This window comes from Corynebacterium flavescens, from assembly GCF_008693105.1.
GTDB classification, from domain to species: domain Bacteria; phylum Actinomycetota; class Actinomycetes; order Mycobacteriales; family Mycobacteriaceae; genus Corynebacterium; species Corynebacterium flavescens.
Map to the genome: position 1 here is coordinate 79443 of NZ_VXKK01000026.1, position 22205 is coordinate 101647.

Below are 22205 nucleotides of genomic sequence, written 5' to 3' on the forward strand. Positions count from 1 at the left end.
GGTGATGGCGATTGTTAATCGCACGCCTGACTCCTTCTATGACAAGGGCGCAACATTCGGTCTCGACACTGCGCTGCAGCGCTGTGACGAAGTAATCGCCGCCGGTGCGGGCATTATTGATGTCGGCGGGGTCAAGGCCGGGCCGGGGGAGGCAGTAGATGCGCAGGAAGAGATCGACCGCGTCGTGCCCATCGTCACCGCGGTCCACCGCAGACATCCCAGCGCGCTAATCTCGGTCGATACCTGGCGGGCGAGCGTCGCACAGGAGGCAATTGCCGCAGGAGCAGGGCTCATCAATGACACCTGGGCCGGATGGGACCCAGAGCTCGTCGAGGTCGCGGGGCACAATCGCGTCGGTTACGTATGCTCGCACACCGGTGGCGCCGTGCCGCGCACGCGCCCCCATCGCGTCCACTACGACGATGTCGTCGCCGAAGTGATAGCGGAGACAACGAGGCAGGCCGAAAGGGCCGCGAGCCTGGGCTGTCCGGAGGCTCTCACCTTCATCGACCCAACGCACGATTTTGGCAAGAATACTTTCCACGGGCTGGAGCTTCTGCGCCGAGTAGAGGAGTTGGTAGCAACTGGGTGGCCGGTGCTCATGGCGCTATCGAATAAGGACTTCGTCGGCGAAACGCTGGATCGCCCCGTGGGCGAACGCCTCGCTGGCACCTTGGCCGCTACAGCGTGGTGCGCCGCCCGCGGAGTCGCGGCCTTTCGCGCACACGAGGTGACGGAGACCATCGACGTCATTCGCATGACCGCCGCCATCGCCGGCGATATGGCTCCATTACACACCACTCGCGGCCTGGCATGAGGGTTTCCGTAGTTATCCCGGCGTTAAATGAGGAGGCCACCGTCGCCGAGGTGGTGCGCAGTTGCCTGGCGGATGCTCCGGAGGAAGTCATCGTCATCGACGCGGATTCGACAGATGCCACGGCGCGCCGGGCTCAGGAAGCGGGCGCGCGTGTCATCAACTGGCGCGAGGTATTGCCCGATCCACCTCGTCCTGGCAAGGGCGAATCACTGTGGAGGGGAGTGGCCGCCGCGCGCGGCGAGGTCATCGTCTTTATTGACGCCGACCTAGAGTCCGCGCGCCCCGGCATGGTGTCCGCCCTGGCAAGGCCCTTTTCATCGCCGGATATTCATATGGTCAAGGCTCGGTACCGGCGCTCGCTCGACGGCCAGCCCCACGGTGGAGGCCGCGTGACCGAGCTGACGGCGAAGCCCTTGCTGCGCCAGTTCTTCCCCGAGCTGGCCCACATCAATCAGCCCTTGGGCGGGGAGTATGCCCTGCGTGCGAGCAGCGCCCGCCAGTTGCCTTTCGTCGCCGGCTATGGGGTAGAGGCGGGCCTGCTTATCGACGTCGGCCAGCGTCACGGCACCTCCGCCATCGCCGAGGTGGACCTGGGCCTGCGCGTGCATCGCAACCGCCCGCTCGAGGAGCTCGCCTCCATGGCGGACGTGGTGGCGGCTACTATCTTGACGCGGGCGGGCGTCGCCAAGCAGGGCGTTGAGCAGCGCCCCGCACTGGAGGATAGGATTTAGGCATGCTGTCGTGGATTGTTCTTATCGTGGTGCTCGTGGCCTTAGTCATCCTCGGGACGTGGGCGTGGGGCACTATTTTTGGGCGCGGTGAGGTGCTGCCTCCTCTTGATGAGCCGCGGTCGGTGATGGCGAGCAATCGCCGCGCTGTGGAAGAAGGGGACTTTCGCGCCATCGCCTTCGAGGTGGTGCCGCGGGGATATCGCCAGGACCAAGTTGATGATCTTCTCGCCGCGCTGGAGGCCAAGCTGCGCGCGCGCTAAAGTGTGCTGTATCACGCTTAAAAACCGGCCGCGGGGAAAAGGGGCTAAACTGGAACTAGTAATACCTACTTTTCTCTTAGAACGGATGACAACATGGCAGCTATGAAGCCACGAACCACTGGTGGACCGATGGAAGCGGTGGAGGAATCCCGTAAGATCGTTATGCGCATCCCTTCGGACGGCGGGGGACGCATCGTCGTCGAGCTAAACAAAGAGGAAGCCGCCGAGTTGGGCGCCTTGCTCATCGCGGTTTCCAGCTAGTCTGGAGTCATGCTTTCCACGATTATTGATGTACTTGCGGATCCCATGGACGGGACCGCGCTGCACGGCGCCGATGATTATTCTCGCTTGGTGTCGGAGTCAAGCCACTCTTTTGATGTGGCCAAACAGGGTTATGTAACCCTCGCTGCCGGCCCAGGACTCAAGCACCACGGTGATGACATGGACATGGTTTCCGCCCGAGAAGCCTACCTGTCCCGCGGGCATTTCGCCCCCTTCGTGGAAGCAGTTACTGGCAGCGTCCAAGATGCCCTCGATGGCGCCGAGGCAGAATCTCCCACTCTTCTCGAGGTTGGCGCGGGAACCGGCTACTACTTGGCGCATACCCTCGATTCCATCGCTGGCTCGCGTGGCGTTGGGCTGGATATTTCCCCGCACGCTGCGCGCCACCTTGCCAAGGCCCACCCGCGAATTGGCGCGGTTGTAGCAGACGTCTGGGAGCGTTTGCCGCTGCAGGATTCTTCGATCGACGCAATTTCGGTGGTTTTCGCCCCGCGCAACCCGGCGGAGTTTCGCCGCGTCCTGCGCCCAGGCGGCGAGGTCATCGTGCTTACTCCCGGGGCCGGCCACCTCAACGAGTTGCGCGAGCCCTTGGGCATCCTCGGGGTGGAAGAAGGCAAGGTCGAGCGGATGTACGAGCAAGCCGCAGGCTTCCTCGAACAGTCCAGCGATCCGGTCGATATTTCTTTCCCGATCGAGCTCGATAAGGACTCTATCGCTGCTCAGGTCAAGATGAGCCCCTCCGCCCGCCACATCAGCCCAGCAGAACTCGCCGAGCGCATGGCGGCGCTTCCCGCTTCCATGACGGTTACCGCCCGCGCGCGTCTCGACCGGCTCCGCGCACTCTAGCGGCACCTCTTTACTCGCTACTTGGGCTCAGCCCGGCCTCCCGGTTCAGTCTTGCCTCCCGTCGATGTCCCTTCGCGTACACACTCGGGCGGTGTGGTGCGCAAAAAGAACCCGCCCGTGCTCGCGAAGGGGCAAGGGGGGGAGGACATGGGGCGGAGCAGGTGCTACACCTTCGAACCGGTGCGCTGCCAGCTCTGCTCGACGGAAGCGTTGTTGGTAGTCTCGACCTCTATCTTCGAGCAGCCGCCAGGGAAATACACCCGGGAGGCCATGGCGACCTGCCCGCCATCAGCAAAGACTTCGACGGTAGCTCCGTCAACGATGATGGTCAGCGAGTCCGAGTCCCCCTCAGCGAGCTCGGCTCGCGCTGGCGCGCAGTCGGCAAAGTAGCCGTCGAAGGCCGTTCCCATCGAGCGGTCCAAACTCAGCGTCTCGCCGCTGTGGGTGATGATGGCGGCGGGGTTTCCTTCGCCGTCGACAAGCGAAACGCGGACCGCAGAGTCAGCCGGAACGTGCAAGAGCCCCGTCCAGGAGCGAGCGCGATCAGAGTGCTGGACTGCGTCAGGAAGGCCGCGCACCGGTGTCTGGAAGAGCTTCCCGCCCTGCAGGGTTACCCGGCGCGGCAGAGAAAGGCTATTGGCCCAGCCCTCCTCGGCGAAAGTGGGGTGGCTGGTGGGGTCATCGAGCCTGCTGCCGCCGTTGAGTAGCCCAAAGAGAATGGCGGAATCGAAGCGCTGCTCTTGGCTGACCGTACCTTCGGTGAAGTTGGTGTTGCGGGGACGGGAGAAATCATGCCCGAAGTCGATGCGCCGAAAGCCGGTGGAGATGCGGAACTGGGTGCCTTCGAGGTAGCCAACCAAGTAGCCGGAAACGTCACGGTGGTTGCGCTCCAAGGTTACGAGCAAGACATCGTATATGCGGCCGTCAATCTCGTCGCGCAGGCGAATGATGCGCGGAGAGACCACAGGGGGAAGCGGCGAGGTGGCTGGCACTTCGCCGGCGAGAAACTCTGGATCACCGATGAGTTCCAGCGGGCCCTCGAAGTTCCATGCAACGCCGTCTGGGCTGCGGAGAATGACGGGAACGGGGGCTTCAGAATGACCGGTGAGGGCTAGCATGAGCCAGCCACGGTGGCCCTCTTCGCGGTCTTCAGCGGCCCAATCCGGCACGACGGAAGGGGAGCGGAAGCGCTTATAATCCGTGGTTGGCTTGGCCACCTCGCCGTAGCGGACAACGTGCGGATCGAGCTCATCCACGGCGTCTGAGACTTCGCAGACGTGGTCGAAGCCGGGGAAGCGCGCGAGCCGCACGGAGGTGGACACGGAGGTCACCGACGTGAAGTAGAGGTTTATGGAGTCGACTCCGGCAGCCACGGAGCCCGCCCGCAGGGAGAGTTCGCCACCAGCAGGAGCGAGGACATCATCGCATTCGAGCCAATCGAAGGGCTGTTCTTCCGAGTAGGAATGGCCCCACCGGGAGGCACTGTCCGGAGAGTGCTTGTACTGGAAAAACAGCTGCCAGCGATGCCCATCGAGGAGGACGCCGGCGGGCGCTTCGAGGATGCCTGTTTCAGGGACGAAATGTAGTTCGGGACGGTGAATTGTCACGGTTTCCTCTCTAAATCAGTGAGCGATAGATGTCGACGGTCTGGGCGGCAATGGTGGCCCAAGAAAAATCTCCGGTGGCGCGCCGCCGCCCAGCAACGCCGAAGGCATGCGCGCGGGACCTGTCGTGGGCCAACTCGTTGACCGCTCGGGCGAGGTCTGCTTCGAAACCTACGGGATCAGATTCGTCGTAGTTGACGAGGATGCCTGTTTCTCCATCGACGACAACCTCGGGGATTCCGCCGACATTGGAAGCTACGACCGCGGTCCCACATGCCATTGCCTCAAGGTTAACTATCCCCAGGGGCTCGTAGATCGAGGGGCAGATGAATACATCGGCTCCTGAGTAGACCTCCTGGATGGTCTCGCGGGAGAGCATTTCTTGCACCCAATAAACGCCATCACGCGATTTCTGAAGATCCTCGACCAGCTGCGCGGTCTCGGCGGCAATTTCGGGGGTATCCGGGGCACCCGCGCAAAGGACGAGCTGGACGTCATCATCAAAGTGGGCAGCAGCCTTCAACAGGTGCCGCACGCCCTTTTGCCTGGTGATGCGCCCGACGAAAGCAACAATCGGCCGCTGCTTGTCGACGCCGATCTGCTCCAGGTACTTCGGCTCACGCGGCGTCCATAGTTCGGTGTCGATGCCATTGAGCACCACATGGACCTTATCCGGCTCGATGCGCGGGTACGCCTCGAGTATCGAGGTCTTCATGCCAGCGGATACGGCGATGAGTGCATCGGCGTATTCCATGGCGTTCTTTTCCGACCAAGATGAAACTGCGTAGCCGCCGCCGAGCTGCTCGCGCTTCCACGGCCGGTGGGGCTCCAAGGAGTGGGCTGTTACTACGTGCGGGATATCATAAAGCCGGCCCGCGAGGTGACCGGCAAGGCCGGTGTACCACGTGTGCGAGTGAGCGACGTCGATATCGGAGGCGGCATTAGCCATGCGCAGGCCCATGGAGAGGGTTTGCAACGCGGGATTCGCGTTGTCCAACTCCGGATCTACTCCGTGGGCAAAGACATCCTTCTCATGGCGGGGCGCGCCCGCGCAGTGAACGGAGACATCAATGAGCTTCCGCATAAAACGCGTCAGCTCTGCGACATGTACTCCGGCGCCGCCATAGATCTCTGGCGGGTATTCCTTGGAAAAGATTCCGGCTCTCATAGGTATCTAGAATACGGCGTTCCGGGCATGCGTGCAGGGACGGTTAACGGGGGTAGGGGTTCAAATTTTTTTACTGCAAACTTTCCCAAACAATAATAAGTTGGGAGGTGTGAAAAGCCAGCCTAATGTCCTTGCTCTCGTCCTCGCGGGCGGCGAAGGAAAGCGCCTTTTTCCTTTGACCGAAGACCGCGCCAAGCCCGCCGTGCCTTTTGGAGGCTCCTACCGCCTCATTGACTTCGTTTTGTCCAACTTGGTCAATGCGGGCTACCTCAAGATTGCGGTCTTGACTCAGTACAAATCGCACTCCTTAGATAGGCACATTTCCCAGGCCTGGAACCTGTCGGGGCCAACTCCGCAATACATCGTCTCTGTGCCCGCACAGCAGCGCCTGGGAAAGCGCTGGTACATGGGCTCTGCAGACGCTATCTTGCAGTCCCTCAACCTCATCTATGACGAGAATCCTGACTACGTCATCGTATTCGGTGCGGATCACGTCTACCGCATGGATCCTTCACAGATGGTGGAGGAGCATATCGCCACTGGCCTAGAGTGCTCTGTGGCTGGCATCCGAGTGCCGCGCGAGGAAGCTTCTGCCTTCGGCTGCATCCAGGCAGATGGCATGGGAACCATAACGGAGTTTTTGGAAAAGCCGGAGAACCCTCCTGCTACCCCCGATGATCCTGCGATGACCTATGCCTCGATGGGTAACTACGTGTTTACCGCCCAGGCTCTCATTGACGCCTTGTTGGTCGATGAAAAGGACGAGGACTCCACCCATGACATGGGCGGAGATATTATCCCTTACTTCGTCGGGCGCGGGGAGGCTCACGTCTATGACTTTATGGCGAATGAGGTGCCTGGCGCTACCGAGCGGGATCACGGCTACTGGCGTGATGTCGGTACCATCGACTCTTTCTACGAGGCTCATATGGACCTCATCTCGGTTCACCCCATTTTCAACCTCTACAGCAGCAAGTGGCCTATCCATTCCACGGATGAGAACAACTTGCCACCGGCTAAGTTCGTGCAAAACGGCATTGCGCAGTCCTCGATGGTGGCCCCAGGCTGCATCGTCTCGGGAGGAACGGTACGTAACTCCGTGCTTTCCTCGGACGTGCGGGTGGCAGACGGCGCCACCGTGGAAGGCTCGGTGTTGTTGCCCGGCGTTCGAATCGGCAAAGGCGCCGTGGTTCGCCACGCCATCTTGGACAAGAACGTGGTGGTCCAAGACGGAGCTATCATCGGGGTTGACCGCGAGCGCGACGAAAGGCGCTTCAAGGTCTCCGAGGGTGGAGTAGTAGTCGTTGGTAAGAACGAAGTGATTGAAAGCAGCTAGCGCTTAGTTACGAGCGTGAGCCCGGAACCTAGAGGCAGACGGGTAACAACGGCATTATCAATGCCGCGAACGTACTCGTCTGCTTCGCGCGCCGAAGCGGTGTCGCGGTCGCTGCGGCTGGTGTCGCCCAGGGTGCCGTCGAGTAGGGAATTGGCCATCACGAGTGTGCCGGACTGACGCAATAGCGGCCAAGAGGCTTTGATGAGAGCGGGCATGTCAAGGGCGGGAACATCAGCGTAGATGACTTGGTAGGAGTCTGCAGCTAGGCGCCCCATGACCTCGAGCGGACGGGCAGGAAGGAAACGCCCCCGGCTGGCTGGAAAACCAGCCTCGCGGAAGGCTTTCTTTGCGCTTTGTTGATGCTCTACCTCGGGGTCAATGCAGGTGAGGATTCCATTTTCCGAAAGCCCGCTGAGGAGATAGAGGCCGACCACGCTGGCGGCTGGGGTGATGGCTACCGCCTGGCAGCGCTCGCCTGGAATGGATGAGGCTGCCGCGAGAGTGCTCAGCAGCTGGCCGGTGGGCTCATCCGGCACGGGGAGACCGTACTCCTCGGCGTGAGCGCGGGCGCCGGCGAGGGCCGCAGATACTTCGCTGGTGGATTCGATATAGTTACGCAGTGCGTCATAGGCCGTTGTAGTCACATTTAAAACCATAGGGAAAAGCGCGCGAGATTGCCCGAAAAACGCGCGCGACCACGCCGAATTGATACAGGTGGGGAGGATGTTACTGACTCACAGGTAGTTTCCAGTGCCATGTCTGGTGTTTGGGAGACAAATTTGGGAAACTATGACTTATGACAAAAACTAATCGCGATGCGGTCAATTCTGACCCCGAGCCGGAGCTGAAAGGTACTGCCGCGTTTGATGCGGGAGTTTCCACCATGCCCTCGTGGGGTGATTTGGTGGCCGAGCACGCAGATAGTGTCTACCGCTTGGCTTTTCGCCTCTCGGGCAATAAGCACGATGCCGAGGATCTGACGCAGGAAACATTCATGCGAGTGTTCCGCTCCCTCAATAAGTACCAGGCCGGAACTTTTGAGGGCTGGCTGCATCGTATCACCACGAATCTCTTCCTAGACATGGTCCGCCACCGTTCGAAGATTCGGATGGAGGCCCTTCCAGAAGACTATGAGCGGGTTCCTGGCACGGACATGACGCCGGAGCAGGCTTATAGCGTGGCCAACCTTGATCCAGCGCTCCAAGCCGCGTTGGATGAGCTCAGCCCAGACTTCCGCGTGGCGGTTGTTCTCTGTGACGTGGTGGGAATGAGCTATGACGAAATTGCGGAGACCCTCGGGGTGAAGATGGGAACCGTGCGCTCCCGCATTCACCGCGGGCGCTCCCAACTGCGCAAGGCGCTTGAGAAAGAAGCGCGGACAAACGCGGAGACGCGACTTTTGCTGCGCACCCGCTAGGGAACTTTTAGCTCAACGCACAAGGAGGAAGAAGATGGAATCCGTTTCCGGACGGGCAAGTCATTCCTTTTCGCTGCGGGGAAGTAGTCCGCGGCCAATCAATAAGGCGAAGGCACGTGCCCGCCGCCAAGACACCATCGGCCACCTAGGTCCCGAGGCCGTTGTCGCCTTCGTGGACAGTGAGATGGAGCCGAAGTCGATGCACCGCGTCCGAGTGCATCTCGTGCACTGCCCCGAGTGTCGGGCGGAAGTACACGAGCAAAGAAATGCCTCCGAATGGCTACGCCACTGCAATGTAGATTCGCAGGTGCGCGCACCTCAGAGCCTGATGGAAAAGCTGGCCAATATCGCCGTCGAGGTCCCTAAGTTGGGTCCGGATGCCGCTACGCCTGCTTATCGTCCTCAACAGGACTTCTTGGATAAAGTAGAGATGGTTTTTCGAGCCATCAAACGCAACCAGCGCGGATAATGGGATGAAGGTCTAAGATAGCACCGTGTTCTCTTCGATTGGTTGGACAGAGATTGCTGTCATCATCTTGCTGGCCATTGTGGTCATTGGTCCCGAGCGCTTGCCGGGAGTTATCGCGGACGTGCGCGCGGCTATCTACGCGGCTCGTAAGGCTATAAATAACGCCAAGGCAGAGCTCAATGGCGAGATGGGGGAGCTGTCCTCAGAGCTGCAGGCCTTCAGCGGGCCCATTTCTCAGGCTGCTGAGTGGTCGCGCCTGGGGCCGCGTGGGGCTATCACCAAGGCTTTGTTCGATGGAGATGATTCCGTATGGGATGACTTCAACCCGAAGAAGCTGCAGGAAGACCTGGGCAAGAAGCCGCAAATTAGTGAAAGCCCGGTGAGCAACAAGCCGAAGGAGGAAGAAAAGAAGCCGGATACGCAGAGCGGAGACTATTCTTCGGGCGGCGGATTCTCATGGGCGGATATTACCTAGGGCCGTCTGCGGCAAAGGACATCCAGCGCCCACGGTAGGTGTGAAGATCCACATCCATGTCATAGAGCTCGGAGAGATTGCGCGAGTTGAGTGTCTCTGAGATTTCCCCTGCGGCCAGCACACCGCCATCCTTGATTAGGAGCGCGTGGGTAGTAGAGGCCGCGATCTCCTCGACGTGGTGAGTGATAGTGACGCTCGCCAGCCGCTTCTGGCTCTGTCGAAGAAGATCGAGGGTGGTCAGAATCCTTTCTCGGCCGGGAAGGTCGAGTCCGGTGGAGGGTTCGTCGAGAAGCAAAAGCTCCGGCTCAGTGACGAGGGCGCGGGCGATGAGCGTGCGAGCCTTCTCGCCCTGGCTCATGCGCATCCAACGGTGATGCGCCCGAGTTTGCATTCCGACGAGCTCGATGGATTGCCCAGTCACCTGAAGATCTCTCTTGCTCGGCTCCCAGCGCGGAATGAGGCCGTTGGAAGCTGTAATACCGGACATCACTGCCTCTGTGCAGTCGATGTCTCCCAGCCGTTGCTTGGGATCGACATAACCGATTCGCCGGCGTAGGGCGAAGACGTCCGTGCGCCCAAGTGTTTCCCCGAGGATGTCGACGTGGCCGCGCGAGGGAAACTCCCGGGTCCCCAAGACCTTTAGCAGCGTGGATTTTCCCGCCCCGTTGGGACCTAAGATTGCCCAATGCTCTCCCGCAGAGATGTCGAGCTGTTCGAGCGCGAGGATGTCCACGCCATTGCGGATAACGTGCAGATCCGTGGCGTGGAGTACCGGGGCGGACACGCTAGTGCCTCGTCACCCCGAGCCCGAGCGTCTTGCCGACGAGGGACTCGGAACGAATAGCGAGCTTGTCCGCGAGGGCCAGGAAGGCCTTGGCGGCGGGAGTCTCGGGAGAGTTGAGGACGATGGGGACGCCGGCATCCCCGCCGGTGCGCAGCGCGGGATCGAGGGGAACCTCCGCCAGCACTGGAACCTCATGGCCAAGGATGGTGCTCAGGCGATCAGCGACTACCTTGCCGCCACCGGTGCCGAAGACGTCAAGGGTGCTGCCATCGGGCAGAGCCATGGCGCCCATGTTCTCAACAACGCCGGCAACGCGCTGGCGGGTCTGTTGCGCCACCGAACCGGCGCGCTCGGCCACCTCGGCCGCTGCCGCCTGCGGGGTGGTGACGATGAGAAGCTCGGCGTTAGGGATCAGCTGCGCCACCGATAGCGCAATGTCACCGGTGCCGGGAGGAAGATCGAGCAGGAGCACATCGAGATCGCCCCAGAAAACATCTCCCAAGAACTGCTGGAGGGCGCGGTGCAACATCGGACCGCGCCAGACCACGGGGGCATTGCCCTGCACAAACTGGCCGATGGAGATGTGCTTGATACCGTGCGAGATGGGAGGTAGGAGCATCTCATCATCCAAAACGGTGGGGCCGGCGGTGGAACCGAGCAGGCCAGGCACGGAGTGGCCATAAATATCGGCGTCAACGATGCCCACCTTCAAGCCCTTGTGCGCGAGCGCTGCGGCGAGGTTCACGGTCACGGTGGACTTGCCGACGCCGCCTTTACCCGAGGCCACAGCAAAGACGCGGGTGGTTGAGTCCGGCTTGGCGAAGGGAATCTCGGGCTCTGCCTGGCCGCCGCGCAGCTTCTGCTTGAGAGCGCGGCGCTGCTCGTCACTCATGGCATCGAGAGAGACGGAAACCGAGCCTATGCCGTCGATGTCCTCGAGGGCGGCGCGAGTGTTCTTCTCGATCGTGGATTTCATGGGGCATCCGGCGATGGTGAGATAGACCTCAACGGCGACATCATTGCCATCGATGGCGATGGACTTGATCATGTCGAGCTCGGTGATGGGCCGGCCGATCTCCGGGTCCTCCACGCGGGCCAGCGCAGCCTGTACGGCGGATTCAGTAATAGTACTAGTCATAACACCTCACCATCTTAGTCATGGTGGACCATAAGTTAAACGCTGGCCAGTGTAGAATCACATGCGCCCACTTTGAGCCCTTCTACATAGATGAGGAAGAATCACATGCGCCACCTTTTCGACTCGCCCCGCAGGCGGGCCGCCTCGTTAGCCCTCGTGGCTTGCGGGCTGGTGCTGGCTTCCTGTTCCCGCTTCGATCCCACCCCGCCTGCGGAACCCGCGGCCATTCAGCCGGTGCAGATCGTGGTCAATACCGCCGGTACGAGCACCGAGGAGATGACCGGGGGCATTGAGCAAGAGGTCATCGCAGATCTCTATAAATACACGCTGCTCGAAGAGGGGCGCGCCGCCGTAGTCGTGCGCGGGCAGGACAGTGCCACAGCGACCGCAACGCCGAACGCGGACCCCTTGGGAGGCAACCTCTTTGTGGGCTGTACGGGAGTGCTCCTGGATTACTTCGATGCCCCGCAGGCGCAGGAGATTTCGCAGGACTTTGTCCAAGATAAGCACGATGCCTCGGGGGAGGACTACCTCGCGCGCACGCATATCGCACTGATGGGTTCGCTGCCCGCCGACCTTGCGGTGGTGGAGCCCTCGAGCGCAGAGGGCTGCGCAAGCGCCCGCCCGCAACTTCCGGAAAACTACGTTGCTATCTATGAAAAGGGCATCTTCGACCGCGAGCAGCTCTTGGCGGTGTCCTCGCTGACCAAGTTCCTGACCAAGGAAGAGATTGACAAGATTATCGCCCAAGCGCGTGCTACCTCGGTCGAGGAAGCCACCCGCTCTTGGGTCTCGCAGTCCTCGGGCGCGGGCAGCCTAGATACGGGCGGCGATAAAGACTCTTCTAATAAAGCCGATGCCTCCAGCGCCGGATAGTAGGCAATAAAAACTCCAGCCCCGTTCTTTCCTGAAGTGGAAGGAACGGGGCTGGAGGTGTTTTATCTAGTCCGAGAAGGCGTCGGAAAGCAGCTTCTTCTGCTCAATCTGGTGCACCTTGGCGTTACCAGTGGCCGTTGAAGACTGTGCGCGGCGAGATACCCGCACCATCTCCGGCATATCCGGGATCAACCGGCGCAGGTGCTCCTGGTAGAAGGGCCATGGTCCCTGGTTGGCGGGCTCATCCTGCACGAAGCGCACCTGGGTGGCATTCGGGTAGGCGGCAAAGGCCTCGCTCAAGCGGTTGAAGGGGATGGGGTGCAGCATCTCGAGGCGGATGATGGCGACGTCATCGCGGCCATCAGCCTCACGCTTCTTCTCCAGCTCCCAGTAGAGCTTGCCGGAGACCAACATGATGGTCTTGACCGCGTCGGTGTTGCCCACGACCTTGCCATCGGCGTCGATCTTGTGAGGATCGTTGATGACGGAGCGGAAACGCTTGATCTCGGTGAACTCCGCGATGGAGGAGGCAGCGGCCTTGTTGCGCAACATCGACTTCGGCGTCAAGACAACGAGCGGGCGCTTCATCTCGCCGAGAGCCTGGCGGCGCAGCAAGTGGAAGTGATTGGCCGGAGTCGAAGGCTGAGCCACGGTCATGGAGCCCTCGGCGCATAGCTGCAGGTAGCGCTCGATGCGCGCCGAAGAGTGATCGGGGCCCTGGCCCTCGTAGCCATGCGGAAGGAGGAGAACCAGGCTGGAGAGCTGGCCCCACTTGGCCTCGCCGGAGGCAACATACTCGTCGATGATGGTCTGCGCACCGTTAGCGAAGTCGCCGAACTGTGCCTCCCACAAGACAAGAGCGTCCTGGTTGCCCACGGAGTAGCCGTACTCGAAGCCCATGCCGGCGTACTCAGTCAAAGCGGAGTTATAGGGCAGGAACTTGCCGCCGTTGCCCTTGGCAGCCGCGAGCTCGTTGAGCGGGTTGTACTCGGAGCCATCAGCCGGATCGATCGGGATGGCGTGGCGCTGAGTGAAGGTACCGCGGCGGGAATCCTCACCGGCTAGACGGACAACCTTGCCCTCGTTGGCCAGGGAGCCCAAGGCGAGAAGCTCGCCCCAGCCCCAGTCAATTCCACCCTCGCGGGAGCTCTTGAGACGCTCCTTGGCCACCTTGGCCACGCGCTTGTGGAACTCAAAGCCCTCAGGGCCGTGCGCATAGGCTTCCCCGAGCTCGAGAATGTCCTCTGCGGTGATATTGGTGTCGAGGTCACGGGTGAGCTCCTGGGCAGAGGTGATGCCGACCTGCTCGCTCGGTCCAGCAGACTCTGCGCGCTTGACCTCGGTGAAGACGGACTCCATCTGGTCGTGGAAGTCTCGTGCTGCTGCCTGTGCGTCTTCTTCAGAGAGATCACCACGGCCTATGAGCTCCTCGGTGAAGAGCTCGCGCACGCTGCGGTGCTTGTCGATGATGGAGTACAACTGCGGCTGCGTCATCGAAGGATCATCGGCCTCGTTGTGACCGCGCAGGCGGTAGCAGACCAAGTCAATGAATACGTCCTTGCCGAACTTGCGGCGGTACTCGGTGGCTAGCTGACCCACCCAGACAACTGCCTCGGGGTCATCGCCGTTGACGTGGAAGACAGGGCAGTCGAAGCCCTTGGCCAGGTCGGTGGCGTAGTGCGTGGAACGCGCCGAGTCCGGAGTAGTGGTGAAGCCCACCTGGTTGTTGACAATGATGTGCACCGTGCCGCCGGTGGTATAACCGCGCAGCTGGGAGAGGTTGATGGTCTCCTGTACGATGCCCAGGCCGGTGAAAGAGGAATCGCCGTGCAGCATGACGGGGACAACGGAGTAGCCATCTGCGCCCTTGTCCAGCAGATCCTGCTTGGCGCGGGCGATGCCCTCCATGACCGGGTCCACTGCCTCGAGATGCGAGGGGTTGGCCGCCAGGGTGATGTCGATTTCGCCGTCACCGAACATCTGTAGGTGGTGGCCCTCGGCGCCAAGGTGGTACTTAACGTCACCGGAGCCGCCGAGCTGGCCGCCCTTGTAGTTGCCCGAGAACTCACCGAAGAGATCTGCCAGCGGCTTGCCCACGATGTTGAACAAGACGTTGAGGCGGCCGCGGTGCGGCATGCCGATGACAACCTCGTCGAGGCCCTGACCGGCTGCCGTATCGATGATGGAATCCATAAGCGGGATAAGCGTCTCTGCACCTTCGAGGGAGAAGCGCTTCTGGCCGACGAACTTGGTATGGAGGAAGTTTTCGAAAGCCTCTGCAGCATTGACCTTCTGCAGGATGTACTTTTGCTCCGCATTGGTGGGCTTAGGCATGCCGGCTTCGAGGCGATCCTCGAGCCAGGCGCGCTCATCACGGTCCATGATGTGGGTGTACTCGGAGCCGACCTTGAGGGTGTAGGCAGCGCGCAGGCGGCCCAACACCTCGCGGAAGGTCATGGTTTCCTGGCCGCCGAATCCGCCGACGTTGAAGGTGCGGTCGAGGTCCCAGATGGTCAGACCGTGCGTGGTCATGTCCAAGTCGCGGTGATCCGGCCAAGGCAGACCAGGCTGGTGCCAGCCCAGGGGGTTGACGTTCGCCAGCAGGTGGCCGCGGGAGCGGTAGGACTCGATGAATTGCTGGACGCGCGTGTTCTTATCGACGCCGGTATTGGGCACGTCCTGCGCCCAACGGAAAGGCTGGTAGGGCACTCCCATGGAGTCGAAGAGTTCATCCCAGAAAGCGCCGTCAACCAAAAGCTGGGAGACGGTGCGCAGGAAGTCACCGGACTCTGCGCCCTGAATGACACGGTGGTCATAGGTTGAGGTCATGGTGACAAGGCGGCCGACGCCGAGATCAGCGAGGCGGTCCGCGGAAGCTCCGGCGAACTCGGCGGGGTAGTCCATGGAACCAACGCCGATGATCGAGCCGGCGCCCTTGGTCAGACGCGCGATGGAGTGACGGGTGCCAATACCACCTGGGTTGGTCAGGTTGATAGTCACGCCGCTGAAGTCATTCATGGTCAGCTTGTTCTTGCGTGCGCGAGCGACGATATCTTCGTAGGCCGCGATGAACTCAGCAAAAGACTTGGTTTCCGCCTCCTTGATGGCGGCGACCACGAGGGCGCGGTTGCCGTCCTTCTGCGGAAGGTCGATGGCCAGGCCCAGGTTAATGTGCTCGGGCTGAACCACGGTGGGCTTGCCGTCTTGAACCTCATAGCGCACGTTCATCGCCGGGTGGATCTGCGTGGCCTTGACCAATGCGTAGCCGATGATGTGGGTGAAGGAAATCTTGCCACCGCGGGTGCGCTTCAAGTGGTCATTGATCATCGCGCGGTTTTCCCACATGAGCTTGACCGGCATATCGCGCACGGTCGTAGCGGTGGGGATTTCGAGAGACTCTTCCATGTTCTTGGCAATAGCCTTGAACATTCCCTTGATGGGCTTAGCGCCTGGCTCCGGGTAAGTGCCGATGCGGTCGAGAGGGGAAGCTTGACCCTTCTTGGCGCCGGTCTGCGGCCTAGTCACGTGCTTTTTTAATACCGGGGACTTGCGGCTGACCTCGGTCTCGCGGTGGGACTGCTTTACCTTGGTTGTTGCGCTCTCAGTCTGCTTTGCCTTCTGCGGGGCCTTGGCAGCTGGTGCCTTTGCCGCGGAGGCAGGCGCCGCCTGAGCTTTTTCCGGAGCTCCGTTAGACTCAAAGTAGTTGCGCCACTCCGGATCGACGGAGTTGGGGTCCTTGGAGTACTGCTGGAACTGTTCGTCAATCAGCCACGCATTAGGGCCGAAGATGCTCGAGTTGCTCACGGCAGGTATTCGCCTCATTTCCTTGCTTTAATTGGGGTCGTCTCATCGACTCTAGTAGTGCCTTTGCGAGGGGGCATGCGCCACCCCGAAAAGTGTTGCCTTACATGATACGGCCATTGTGTCTTTGAACACTATCTTAGGGGTAGTACGTGCTCACCCAGTTAGTTTCTAGGCAGGGCGGAAAGCTGCTGACCTGCATAATTGATAACCCGCCGGGCCAGTTTGCGGTTGGCGGTGGTTCCCAGTACTGCCCCGATGCCCAAGGGCATGAGCTTGGATACCCACGCCCACTTCACCTTCTTGACTATCTGTTTGGTGAAGGCCTTGGTCAAGCGACCGTTGATGCCACTTAGCGTGGGGCCAGAAAAGCGCGAAAGCGCCGTAACGGCAGATACCGAAGCCATGGAGTCCACATCCCCCAAGAAAGTATCCACGATGGCGGAGCCTTTTGAACCGGTAAGAACCAAAAGGATAAGCGCGCGGCGGCGCGGCTCGTCGGTGATGTCGTCCCCGCGCAGATACGCCGAGGCCAGGATGTACCATGCGGCGGCGTCGAGAAAAATCAGGGATTCCGCGCCTATCGCTGCCGTACCCGTAACAAAGCCCACCCCAGGGATAGCGGCGGAAGCCCCCGCCGCGGCACCAGTGGAGGAGACAATGTTGAGGAAGTGCCTGTCTATGTAGGTCTGCAACTGGGCAGGGGACTCAAGGCTGTGGCGTTTGCGCAGTCCCTCGACGTACTTGATGATGACGGAGGACTGCACCGCCGCAGCGCGGTCTAGGCCACCCACTAGAGCCTTGGCAAAGATATTGGCATTGCGATCTAGTTCCTCTTCTGAGGGGGTAGGACTGTTCTTTTTGGAAGGAAGTCTCACTATTAGGGTCGCTCCGAAATCTGTTAGGGATAAGGGGAAAGAAGAATAAAGCCACGTTGGTACAACATAGTTGGTACAACATAACAGCGCTCACGGCCTCTTAACATCGCATCAGCACGGCGCGCAGGACTAAGATTGCGACTATGAACACTGCAGGCGTTCCCCCGCATCATACTCGGGAGCTCAGCGCCTCCGCGGCAAGGGAATTTGCCTATCAGGCACATCTACGTGCGCGCGAAGCCCAAGCCGCGGCTTTCGACGCCCTGAGTGATGATCTCACAATCCGCACCAGCTCAGGCTGGGTGCGCGGCGAGATCCTCGAGGACCTTAGCCCGGACCGCCCTATCATGAACGGCGAGGAACCCGGCCGCGTCCGCTCATGGCGGGGCATTCCTTTCGGGGCTGATACAAGCGGGGACAACCGCTTCCGCAATCCGCGCCCCGCCCAAAGCTGGCAAGGTATCCGCGATTGCCGCGAGTTTGGACAGGTCGCACCGCAGCCCACCTATTCCTGGACCGACCGCGTTATCGGCTCCGAGGACTGCCTCTACCTCGACATCGTCCGCCCCGATAGTGAGGAGAAGCTCCCCGTGGTGGTCTATCTCCACGGGGGAAGCTTTATCGTAGGCTCCTCGCACATGCTCATGCTGCGTGGCTATCAGCTGGCCGCGGGCATGAACGTGGTCTACGTGTCCGTGAACTTCCGCTTGGGTGCCTTGGGCTATCTTGATCTGCGCAGCCTGGGCGGGGATTGCGATGCCAACCCGGCGGTAGCCGATCAGCTCCTGGCTCTGCATTGGGTGCAGCGCAACATCGCCGCCTTTGGGGGCGATGCTGACAACGTCACTTTGATGGGGGAGTCCGCAGGCGGTGCGGCAGTCCTCACCCTTATGACCGTGCCGCAGGCAGAGGGCCTATTCCACCGTGCCATTGCGCAATCTCCGCCTATAGCGATGATTCACTCGCGCACGCAGTCGCGTTTCTGGGCCCGCGAGCTGGTCAAGCACATGGCGTTGCCGCGGGCTACCTCGGTGGAGGATCTGCGTCGTGAGGACTGCGACGATCTCATCCGCGCCGGGCAGTCCATGATGTGGCGCGCCGGGGAGCTGTTGCACCTTAATTCGTGCTATTCACCCACAGTTGATGGCAAGCTCATCCCGGAGCATCCCTTGGCGGTCTTCGCGCGCGGCGGCGAGCACAAGGTTCCGCTTATTATCGGCACCAATTCGGACGAGGCCAGTTTTGGCAAGTTCCTTTTCCAGCGCCAGAGTGCGCGTAACCGTGCAGGTCTGCGGCTTTTGGCTTCCTTCGACGAGGAGCATGCCCCCCAGGTAGTGGAGGCTTATGGGGGTGCGGTGGCGCGGGCGGATTTCGCCGCCCTGCTTGCCGACGCCCTCTTTTGGGCCCCCGCAGTCCGCGTCGCAGGCGCACATTCGCGCAACGCGCCGACGTGGATGTACCGCTTCGACTTTGCGCCACCGGCAATGAAGTTTTTGGGTCTGGGTGCCATGCATTCCATGGAATTATCCAACGTTTTTGGCGATCCGCAGGCCTCGCGCGCATCTTTCCTCACCCGCGTGGGCAGTGCCCAGGAAATGGACCACCTGACCGGGGCAATGCAGCGGCTGTGGGCGAAGTTCATCCATGAGGGTGCCCCAGGACAAGACTGGCCAAGCTACCAAGCCGCAGGTGGCCGCGAGACCATGATTTTTGATGCGGAGCCTTATCTTGAGGCAGCGCCCCAGGAGCGCCGCCGCCAGGCCTGGGAAGAGTACGACATGCTCGAATGGGGTAGTGGGCGCCGCGATTTATTGGCAACATTTGGCCTGCTGGTGGAAGGCAAGACGGCACCAGAAGAATAGATGTAGGATCGGCAAGGCCGTGCGCTTTTGCCGCGGTGACATTTTTCAACCCTCACGAGGACGGACTTCCAACGATGAGCTTTTTCGAAGATATTGCTTCGGCCTTGGACGCCGAGGGCATCGAATCCCGCGTTAATGACAACGTGATGTTTGTTCCTATCACGTCTGATCTTGAGATTCAGTTTGTGGAAATCGATCCTCTTCTCCCCGCTGCTAACGTGTATATCGCCGCCGCCGACGTGGATGAAGACGATGAGGACTTTGAGGCGGTACTCGTCTCAGTGGCTTTCTCTGTTAGCGATGCAGTGGAGGCAGTGGCCAAGCATATTGCCACCGACCAGGTGGTCACCGTGCTGCGGGACCTTCTGGAAGGTACCGATGAGCGTATTGCGGAGCTCGAGTTCAACCAAGATGACTTCAACCCGAACCTGGTTGTGGCCGAGGTTGCTGATGATTCAGAGCTGCGCGTGCTCGTCGAGTCCATCGACGGCGTGCCCTCTGCGATCGTGCGTTTCGTTGCCTTCGACTTCTCCGAGGATGACCTCGATGAGATTGAGGATGATGCCATCACGGCCATGTGGGCCACCGATGACATCGAGGACCTTTCTGAGGAAGAGCGCGTGGCACTCTTCGCAGCCCCCGACCTCGACGGCGCGGGCCCGATCATCGAGGTTCCCGCTGAGACCCTCGAGCTTGGCACCTATACCGACTTCGACCGCCTCTTCGACGTCCTTAGCCTCGTCTCCGAGCAAGCCTTGGACTGGGAGTCCCAGCTGGTTGACTTCGACGCGGCTGAGTTCGACGAGCCGGATGTCTACGACATCTTTGGCAAGGATGACGGTGAAGGCGAAGATTTCCTCGACTTTGAAGAAGACGACGACGTCGACACCGACGCCGACACTGAAGATGGCGACGAGATCGAAGACGAGAAAGAAGCCGAGTAACTAGGCTGCCGCGGCGAATCCCTCGAATAACGAGTTGGGGGAGTGAACCGGATTGAAGGCGCTATCAACCAGCCACACATAAGTGGTGGCGCCTCCTCCCTCGATTTCGTGCACCGCCCCGGCTAGTGCGGGCTCGACAAGGCTGCGAATCCACCCCTCCGCCAGCGCCGCGGGGACCTCCCGGTCATGCGGGTCTGTGATGCGTACCGAAAGCAGATACGCCGGTGCGCGCCTTTCTCCGAATCCGCGCACCCGCGCCCGCACGCGTTCTCCCACTCGGCGCCGCGTCATAGCCGCGATGAGCGGTGGTTGCCCGGCCACCCCTGGGAGTTTGAGCACCGGTGGCCGCCATGCGGCAGTGGGCCGGGCCAAGGAGCGCGGGTGGTGCAGGATTGCGTGGATCTTTTCTACAGTTTCTTTCTCCTCGAACAGGACTTGTGCGGCAACCTCGGCTGCGGAAAAGCTCGACCCTGCTGTGACAGTGTTTTGGGTGGTCATGGAGGAAAGTGGCTTGCGTGCTGAGTGTTTTTGTTTCATGCCCGCGAGCATAAAGCCGGGTACGGACAACCAAGTAAAAGTATAGAACACACATTCGAACAGAACTCTCCTGCGTGGATTTGACCTTGTAGCTAGAGTGAAATGAGTATGTCAACTCAAAATTCACCTCAGAACCCGACCATCCCTCGGGAGATCTGGGTGATGGTCACCGCCGCGTTCATCATCGCCTTGGGCTACGGGCTCATCGCCCCCTTGTTGCCGCAGTTCATCGTCAGCTTCGACGTCTCCATGGCAGCAGCTGGCATGGTGATCTCGGTATTCTCTGCCACCCGCCTCATCTTCGCTCCCTCGGCGGGCGCCCTGGTGGACCGTATAGGAAACCGAAAGATCTATCTCATCGGGCTGCTCACCGTCGCGACTGCCACTGGTGCGGTGTCCGTGGCCCAGGAGTACTGGCAGGTCGTCGTCCTGCGTGGCCTTGCCGGGCTGGGGTCGACAATGTTCACGGTCTCCGCGATGGGCCTGATAGTAAAGCTCTCGCCACCCACCATTCGCGGTAAGTGCTCGGCAACCTACGCAACAGCATTTCTACTCGGCAACGTGGTCGGCCCTGTGCTGGGTGCCTCACTGTCTTTCTTGGGCTTCCGCTGGCCTTTCTTTATTTACGGCGTGGCCGTGGCGATTGCTGCCTGCGTGGTCTGGGCGCTCATGCCCAAGGTTGATCACGCGGAGGAAGTCGCCCATGAGCTTCCCCATATGCACCTCAAGGAGGCGTGGCAGGACGTCGCCTTCCGCGCGGTCTTGACCTCCAACTTTGCCCAGTGCTGGATCAATCTGGGTGTGCGTGTCTCCGTATTACCTCTCTTCGCCGCTTCCGTATTCCACAACGGTGCCGCTGCCGCAGGCTTTGCCTTGGCCGTATTCGCAGCCGGCAACGCCGCCGTCTTGCAGTTCTCTGGTCGTTGGGCCGACACCTATGGGCGGCGGCCCCTGGTGATGATCGGCCTGACCGGAACCGCAGTGTTCATGGGAGTCTTGGGCTTTGCCGATAGCGTGTGGTCCCTCATCCTGGTCTCAGCGTTAGCCGGTGCCTCCTCGGGCCTTATCAACCCTGCCCAGCAGGCCGTGGTGGCCGACGTCGTGGGCAACAAGCGCTCCGGCGGCCAAGTGCTCTCCGCATTCCAAATGGGCGGCGACCTAGGCCAAATATGCGGCCCCATCCTCGTGGGTTTCGTCGCCGATGTCTACGGATTCAAAGCCGCCTTCGCCATCTGCGGCGTCGTGGCTCTCATGGGCATCATCGCGTGGGCCTTCGCCCGCGAGACCCTCAAGTCCCACCGCGCAATCATCCGGCGCATTCCCAAGGACGAACACAAAGACGGATACAAAGACGAACACGAAAAAGACAAAGAGGACAGCAAAGCAGACAGGGAATAGCGCCCTAGGCTAGACTCCACCCCAGCAAAGGAGGTGGATTAGGCATGCCACGCAAACACAAACAAGTGCAAAGACACAAGCGCGACCGCACCATGTGGGCCATGAGCCCTGAACGCCTGGAACAGCATCTGCAACTACGCAAACGTGCAGTACGCATTCCAGACAAGAAGAAGCAAGCAGAAAAGAAGGCCTGCCGGAACACCAACCGGCAGGCCTTTGGTCTTTTAGAGCAACGCCGAACTCGTGTAGCACCTCGGATAAAACCGACTCATATCAGTCTGGAGCTGTACGATCATTTCCAAAATTAGTCGAGATAAGTCAATCTTCGCTTCTTCTTGAATCCCCTCCTGACGTATTAGAAAGAAGTTCTTAATTTCTCCCTTGAAGAGAGGTATTTGTAACGGAAGCGACATGTCTAGGCCAGAAAAAGCTTGTGCAGGCTGTGAGCTGTTTCCGTGGTTTTCCCAGATTGTGAAGTGGGGGTAGCGCAATAGTCGTCGCTGATAGCATGTTTGCCCAGGTACAGCAGCCTATCCGCAAGCCGCGTGGAATTTGATTCGGTAAAGCCCAGTTATCCAGCTA

The 22205-nt window shown here is 60.6% G+C and carries 22 protein-coding genes; 14 read left to right on the forward strand and 8 right to left on the reverse strand.

What is annotated here, in order from left to right; all coding sequences use genetic code 11:
- The first annotated feature begins 4 nt into the window (after positions 1 to 4).
- The 5 genes from folP to F4V60_RS04730 all read left to right on the forward strand — a co-directional run bounded on the left by folP (position 5) and on the right by F4V60_RS04730 (position 2936).
- Positions 5 to 817 carry a dihydropteroate synthase gene (gene folP, locus F4V60_RS04710; protein ID WP_075731075.1) on the forward strand — a complete coding sequence of 271 codons (813 nt, stop codon included), beginning with the start codon at positions 5 to 7 and terminating at the stop codon, positions 815 to 817.
- A complete protein-coding gene (locus F4V60_RS04715) occupies positions 814 to 1548 on the forward strand; it encodes a glucosyl-3-phosphoglycerate synthase (RefSeq protein ID WP_075729563.1) in 735 nt (244 codons plus the stop codon). The genes folP and F4V60_RS04715 overlap by 4 nt, the downstream gene beginning before the upstream one ends.
- Before the next feature lie 2 nt (positions 1549 to 1550).
- On the forward strand, positions 1551 to 1808 hold the full coding sequence (locus F4V60_RS04720) for a DivIVA domain-containing protein (protein WP_075729564.1): 258 nt from the start codon (positions 1551 to 1553) through the stop codon (positions 1806 to 1808).
- A gap of 93 nt (positions 1809 to 1901) precedes the next feature.
- The gene (locus F4V60_RS04725) at positions 1902 to 2069 is read left to right on the forward strand and encodes a DUF3117 domain-containing protein (protein WP_075729565.1); all 168 of its coding nucleotides are present in this window, start codon (positions 1902 to 1904) and stop codon (positions 2067 to 2069) included.
- Between the two features lie 9 nt (positions 2070 to 2078).
- Positions 2079 to 2936: a methyltransferase domain-containing protein gene (locus F4V60_RS04730; RefSeq protein ID WP_075729566.1), complete on the forward strand. Its 858-nt coding sequence runs from the start codon at positions 2079 to 2081 to the stop codon at positions 2934 to 2936.
- Positions 2937 to 3100: 164 nt separating this feature from the next.
- On the opposite strand, the gene F4V60_RS04735 is transcribed toward F4V60_RS04730, so the two are convergent.
- Together F4V60_RS04735 and glgA are read right to left on the reverse strand one after the other, a co-directional pair.
- Positions 3101 to 4543, reverse strand: a complete 1443-nt coding sequence (locus tag F4V60_RS04735; protein ID WP_075729567.1) for a GH32 C-terminal domain-containing protein — start codon at positions 4541 to 4543, stop codon at positions 3101 to 3103.
- 10 nt (positions 4544 to 4553) lie between these two features.
- On the reverse strand, positions 4554 to 5708 hold the full coding sequence (gene glgA, locus F4V60_RS04740) for a glycogen synthase (RefSeq protein ID WP_075729568.1): 1155 nt from the start codon (positions 5706 to 5708) through the stop codon (positions 4554 to 4556).
- Between the two features lie 109 nt (positions 5709 to 5817).
- Here glgA and glgC point away from each other — a divergent pair, with 109 nt between their 5' ends.
- Positions 5818 to 7044 (forward strand): glucose-1-phosphate adenylyltransferase, encoded by a 1227-nt coding sequence (glgC, locus tag F4V60_RS04745; RefSeq protein WP_075729569.1) that lies wholly within the window; start codon positions 5818 to 5820, stop codon positions 7042 to 7044.
- On the opposite strand, the gene F4V60_RS04750 is transcribed toward glgC, so the two are convergent.
- The gene (locus tag F4V60_RS04750; protein ID WP_075729570.1) at positions 7041 to 7688 is read right to left on the reverse strand and encodes an O-methyltransferase; all 648 of its coding nucleotides are present in this window, start codon (positions 7686 to 7688) and stop codon (positions 7041 to 7043) included. The two genes, glgC and F4V60_RS04750, sit on opposite strands and share 4 nt — an antisense overlap.
- 152 nt (positions 7689 to 7840) lie before the next feature.
- Between F4V60_RS04750 and sigE the strand changes: the two genes are divergently transcribed.
- From sigE to F4V60_RS04765, 3 genes are read left to right on the forward strand one after another with little or no spacing between them, the layout of a single operon-like run.
- Positions 7841 to 8461 (forward strand): RNA polymerase sigma factor SigE, encoded by a 621-nt coding sequence (gene sigE / locus F4V60_RS04755; protein ID WP_075729571.1) that lies wholly within the window; start codon positions 7841 to 7843, stop codon positions 8459 to 8461.
- A 34-nt stretch (positions 8462 to 8495) separates the two neighbouring features.
- The gene (locus F4V60_RS04760; RefSeq protein WP_075729572.1) at positions 8496 to 8930 is read left to right on the forward strand and encodes an anti-sigma factor family protein; all 435 of its coding nucleotides are present in this window, start codon (positions 8496 to 8498) and stop codon (positions 8928 to 8930) included.
- A 25-nt stretch (positions 8931 to 8955) separates the two neighbouring features.
- Positions 8956 to 9405 (forward strand): twin-arginine translocase TatA/TatE family subunit, encoded by a 450-nt coding sequence (locus F4V60_RS04765; protein WP_075729573.1) that lies wholly within the window; start codon positions 8956 to 8958, stop codon positions 9403 to 9405.
- Here the strand turns inward: F4V60_RS04765 and F4V60_RS04770 are convergent.
- Positions 9398 to 10189 carry an ABC transporter ATP-binding protein gene (locus tag F4V60_RS04770; protein ID WP_075729574.1) on the reverse strand — a complete coding sequence of 264 codons (792 nt, stop codon included), beginning with the start codon at positions 10187 to 10189 and terminating at the stop codon, positions 9398 to 9400. The genes F4V60_RS04765 and F4V60_RS04770 overlap by 8 nt on opposite strands.
- Position 10190: 1 nt before the next feature.
- Positions 10191 to 11327 (reverse strand): Mrp/NBP35 family ATP-binding protein, encoded by a 1137-nt coding sequence (locus tag F4V60_RS04775; protein WP_075729575.1) that lies wholly within the window; start codon positions 11325 to 11327, stop codon positions 10191 to 10193.
- Positions 11328 to 11432: 105 nt separating this feature from the next.
- On the opposite strand from F4V60_RS04775, the gene F4V60_RS04780 reads away from it, so the two are divergent.
- Positions 11433 to 12203 carry a hypothetical protein gene (locus F4V60_RS04780; RefSeq protein WP_075729576.1) on the forward strand — a complete coding sequence of 257 codons (771 nt, stop codon included), beginning with the start codon at positions 11433 to 11435 and terminating at the stop codon, positions 12201 to 12203.
- A 66-nt stretch (positions 12204 to 12269) separates the two neighbouring features.
- Here F4V60_RS04780 and F4V60_RS04785 read toward each other — a convergent pair whose 3' ends face one another.
- Positions 12270 to 16007 carry a multifunctional oxoglutarate decarboxylase/oxoglutarate dehydrogenase thiamine pyrophosphate-binding subunit/dihydrolipoyllysine-residue succinyltransferase subunit gene (locus F4V60_RS04785; RefSeq protein WP_414646575.1) on the reverse strand — a complete coding sequence of 1246 codons (3738 nt, stop codon included), beginning with the start codon at positions 16005 to 16007 and terminating at the stop codon, positions 12270 to 12272.
- Between the two features lie 161 nt (positions 16008 to 16168).
- Positions 16169 to 16882, reverse strand: a complete 714-nt coding sequence (locus F4V60_RS04790) for a hypothetical protein (RefSeq protein WP_141255831.1) — start codon at positions 16880 to 16882, stop codon at positions 16169 to 16171.
- 143 nt (positions 16883 to 17025) lie between these two features.
- Between F4V60_RS04790 and F4V60_RS04795 the strand changes: the two genes are divergently transcribed.
- Positions 17026 to 18744, forward strand: a complete 1719-nt coding sequence (locus F4V60_RS04795; protein WP_075729579.1) for a carboxylesterase/lipase family protein — start codon at positions 17026 to 17028, stop codon at positions 18742 to 18744.
- A 74-nt stretch (positions 18745 to 18818) separates the two neighbouring features.
- A complete protein-coding gene (locus F4V60_RS04800) occupies positions 18819 to 19688 on the forward strand; it encodes a DNA primase (RefSeq protein WP_075729580.1) in 870 nt (289 codons plus the stop codon).
- Here the strand turns inward: F4V60_RS04800 and F4V60_RS04805 are convergent, their stop codons facing one another.
- Positions 19689 to 20225 carry a hypothetical protein gene (locus F4V60_RS04805; RefSeq protein ID WP_232315985.1) on the reverse strand — a complete coding sequence of 179 codons (537 nt, stop codon included), beginning with the start codon at positions 20223 to 20225 and terminating at the stop codon, positions 19689 to 19691.
- Between the two features lie 108 nt (positions 20226 to 20333).
- On the opposite strand from F4V60_RS04805, the gene F4V60_RS04810 reads away from it, so the two are divergent.
- Entirely contained in the window at positions 20334 to 21623 is a 1290-nt protein-coding gene (locus tag F4V60_RS04810; RefSeq protein WP_084559141.1) for an MFS transporter, read from the forward strand.
- 44 nt (positions 21624 to 21667) lie between these two features.
- Positions 21668 to 21931 (forward strand): hypothetical protein, encoded by a 264-nt coding sequence (locus F4V60_RS04815; RefSeq protein ID WP_075729582.1) that lies wholly within the window; start codon positions 21668 to 21670, stop codon positions 21929 to 21931.
- Positions 21932 to 22205 lie beyond the last annotated feature (274 nt).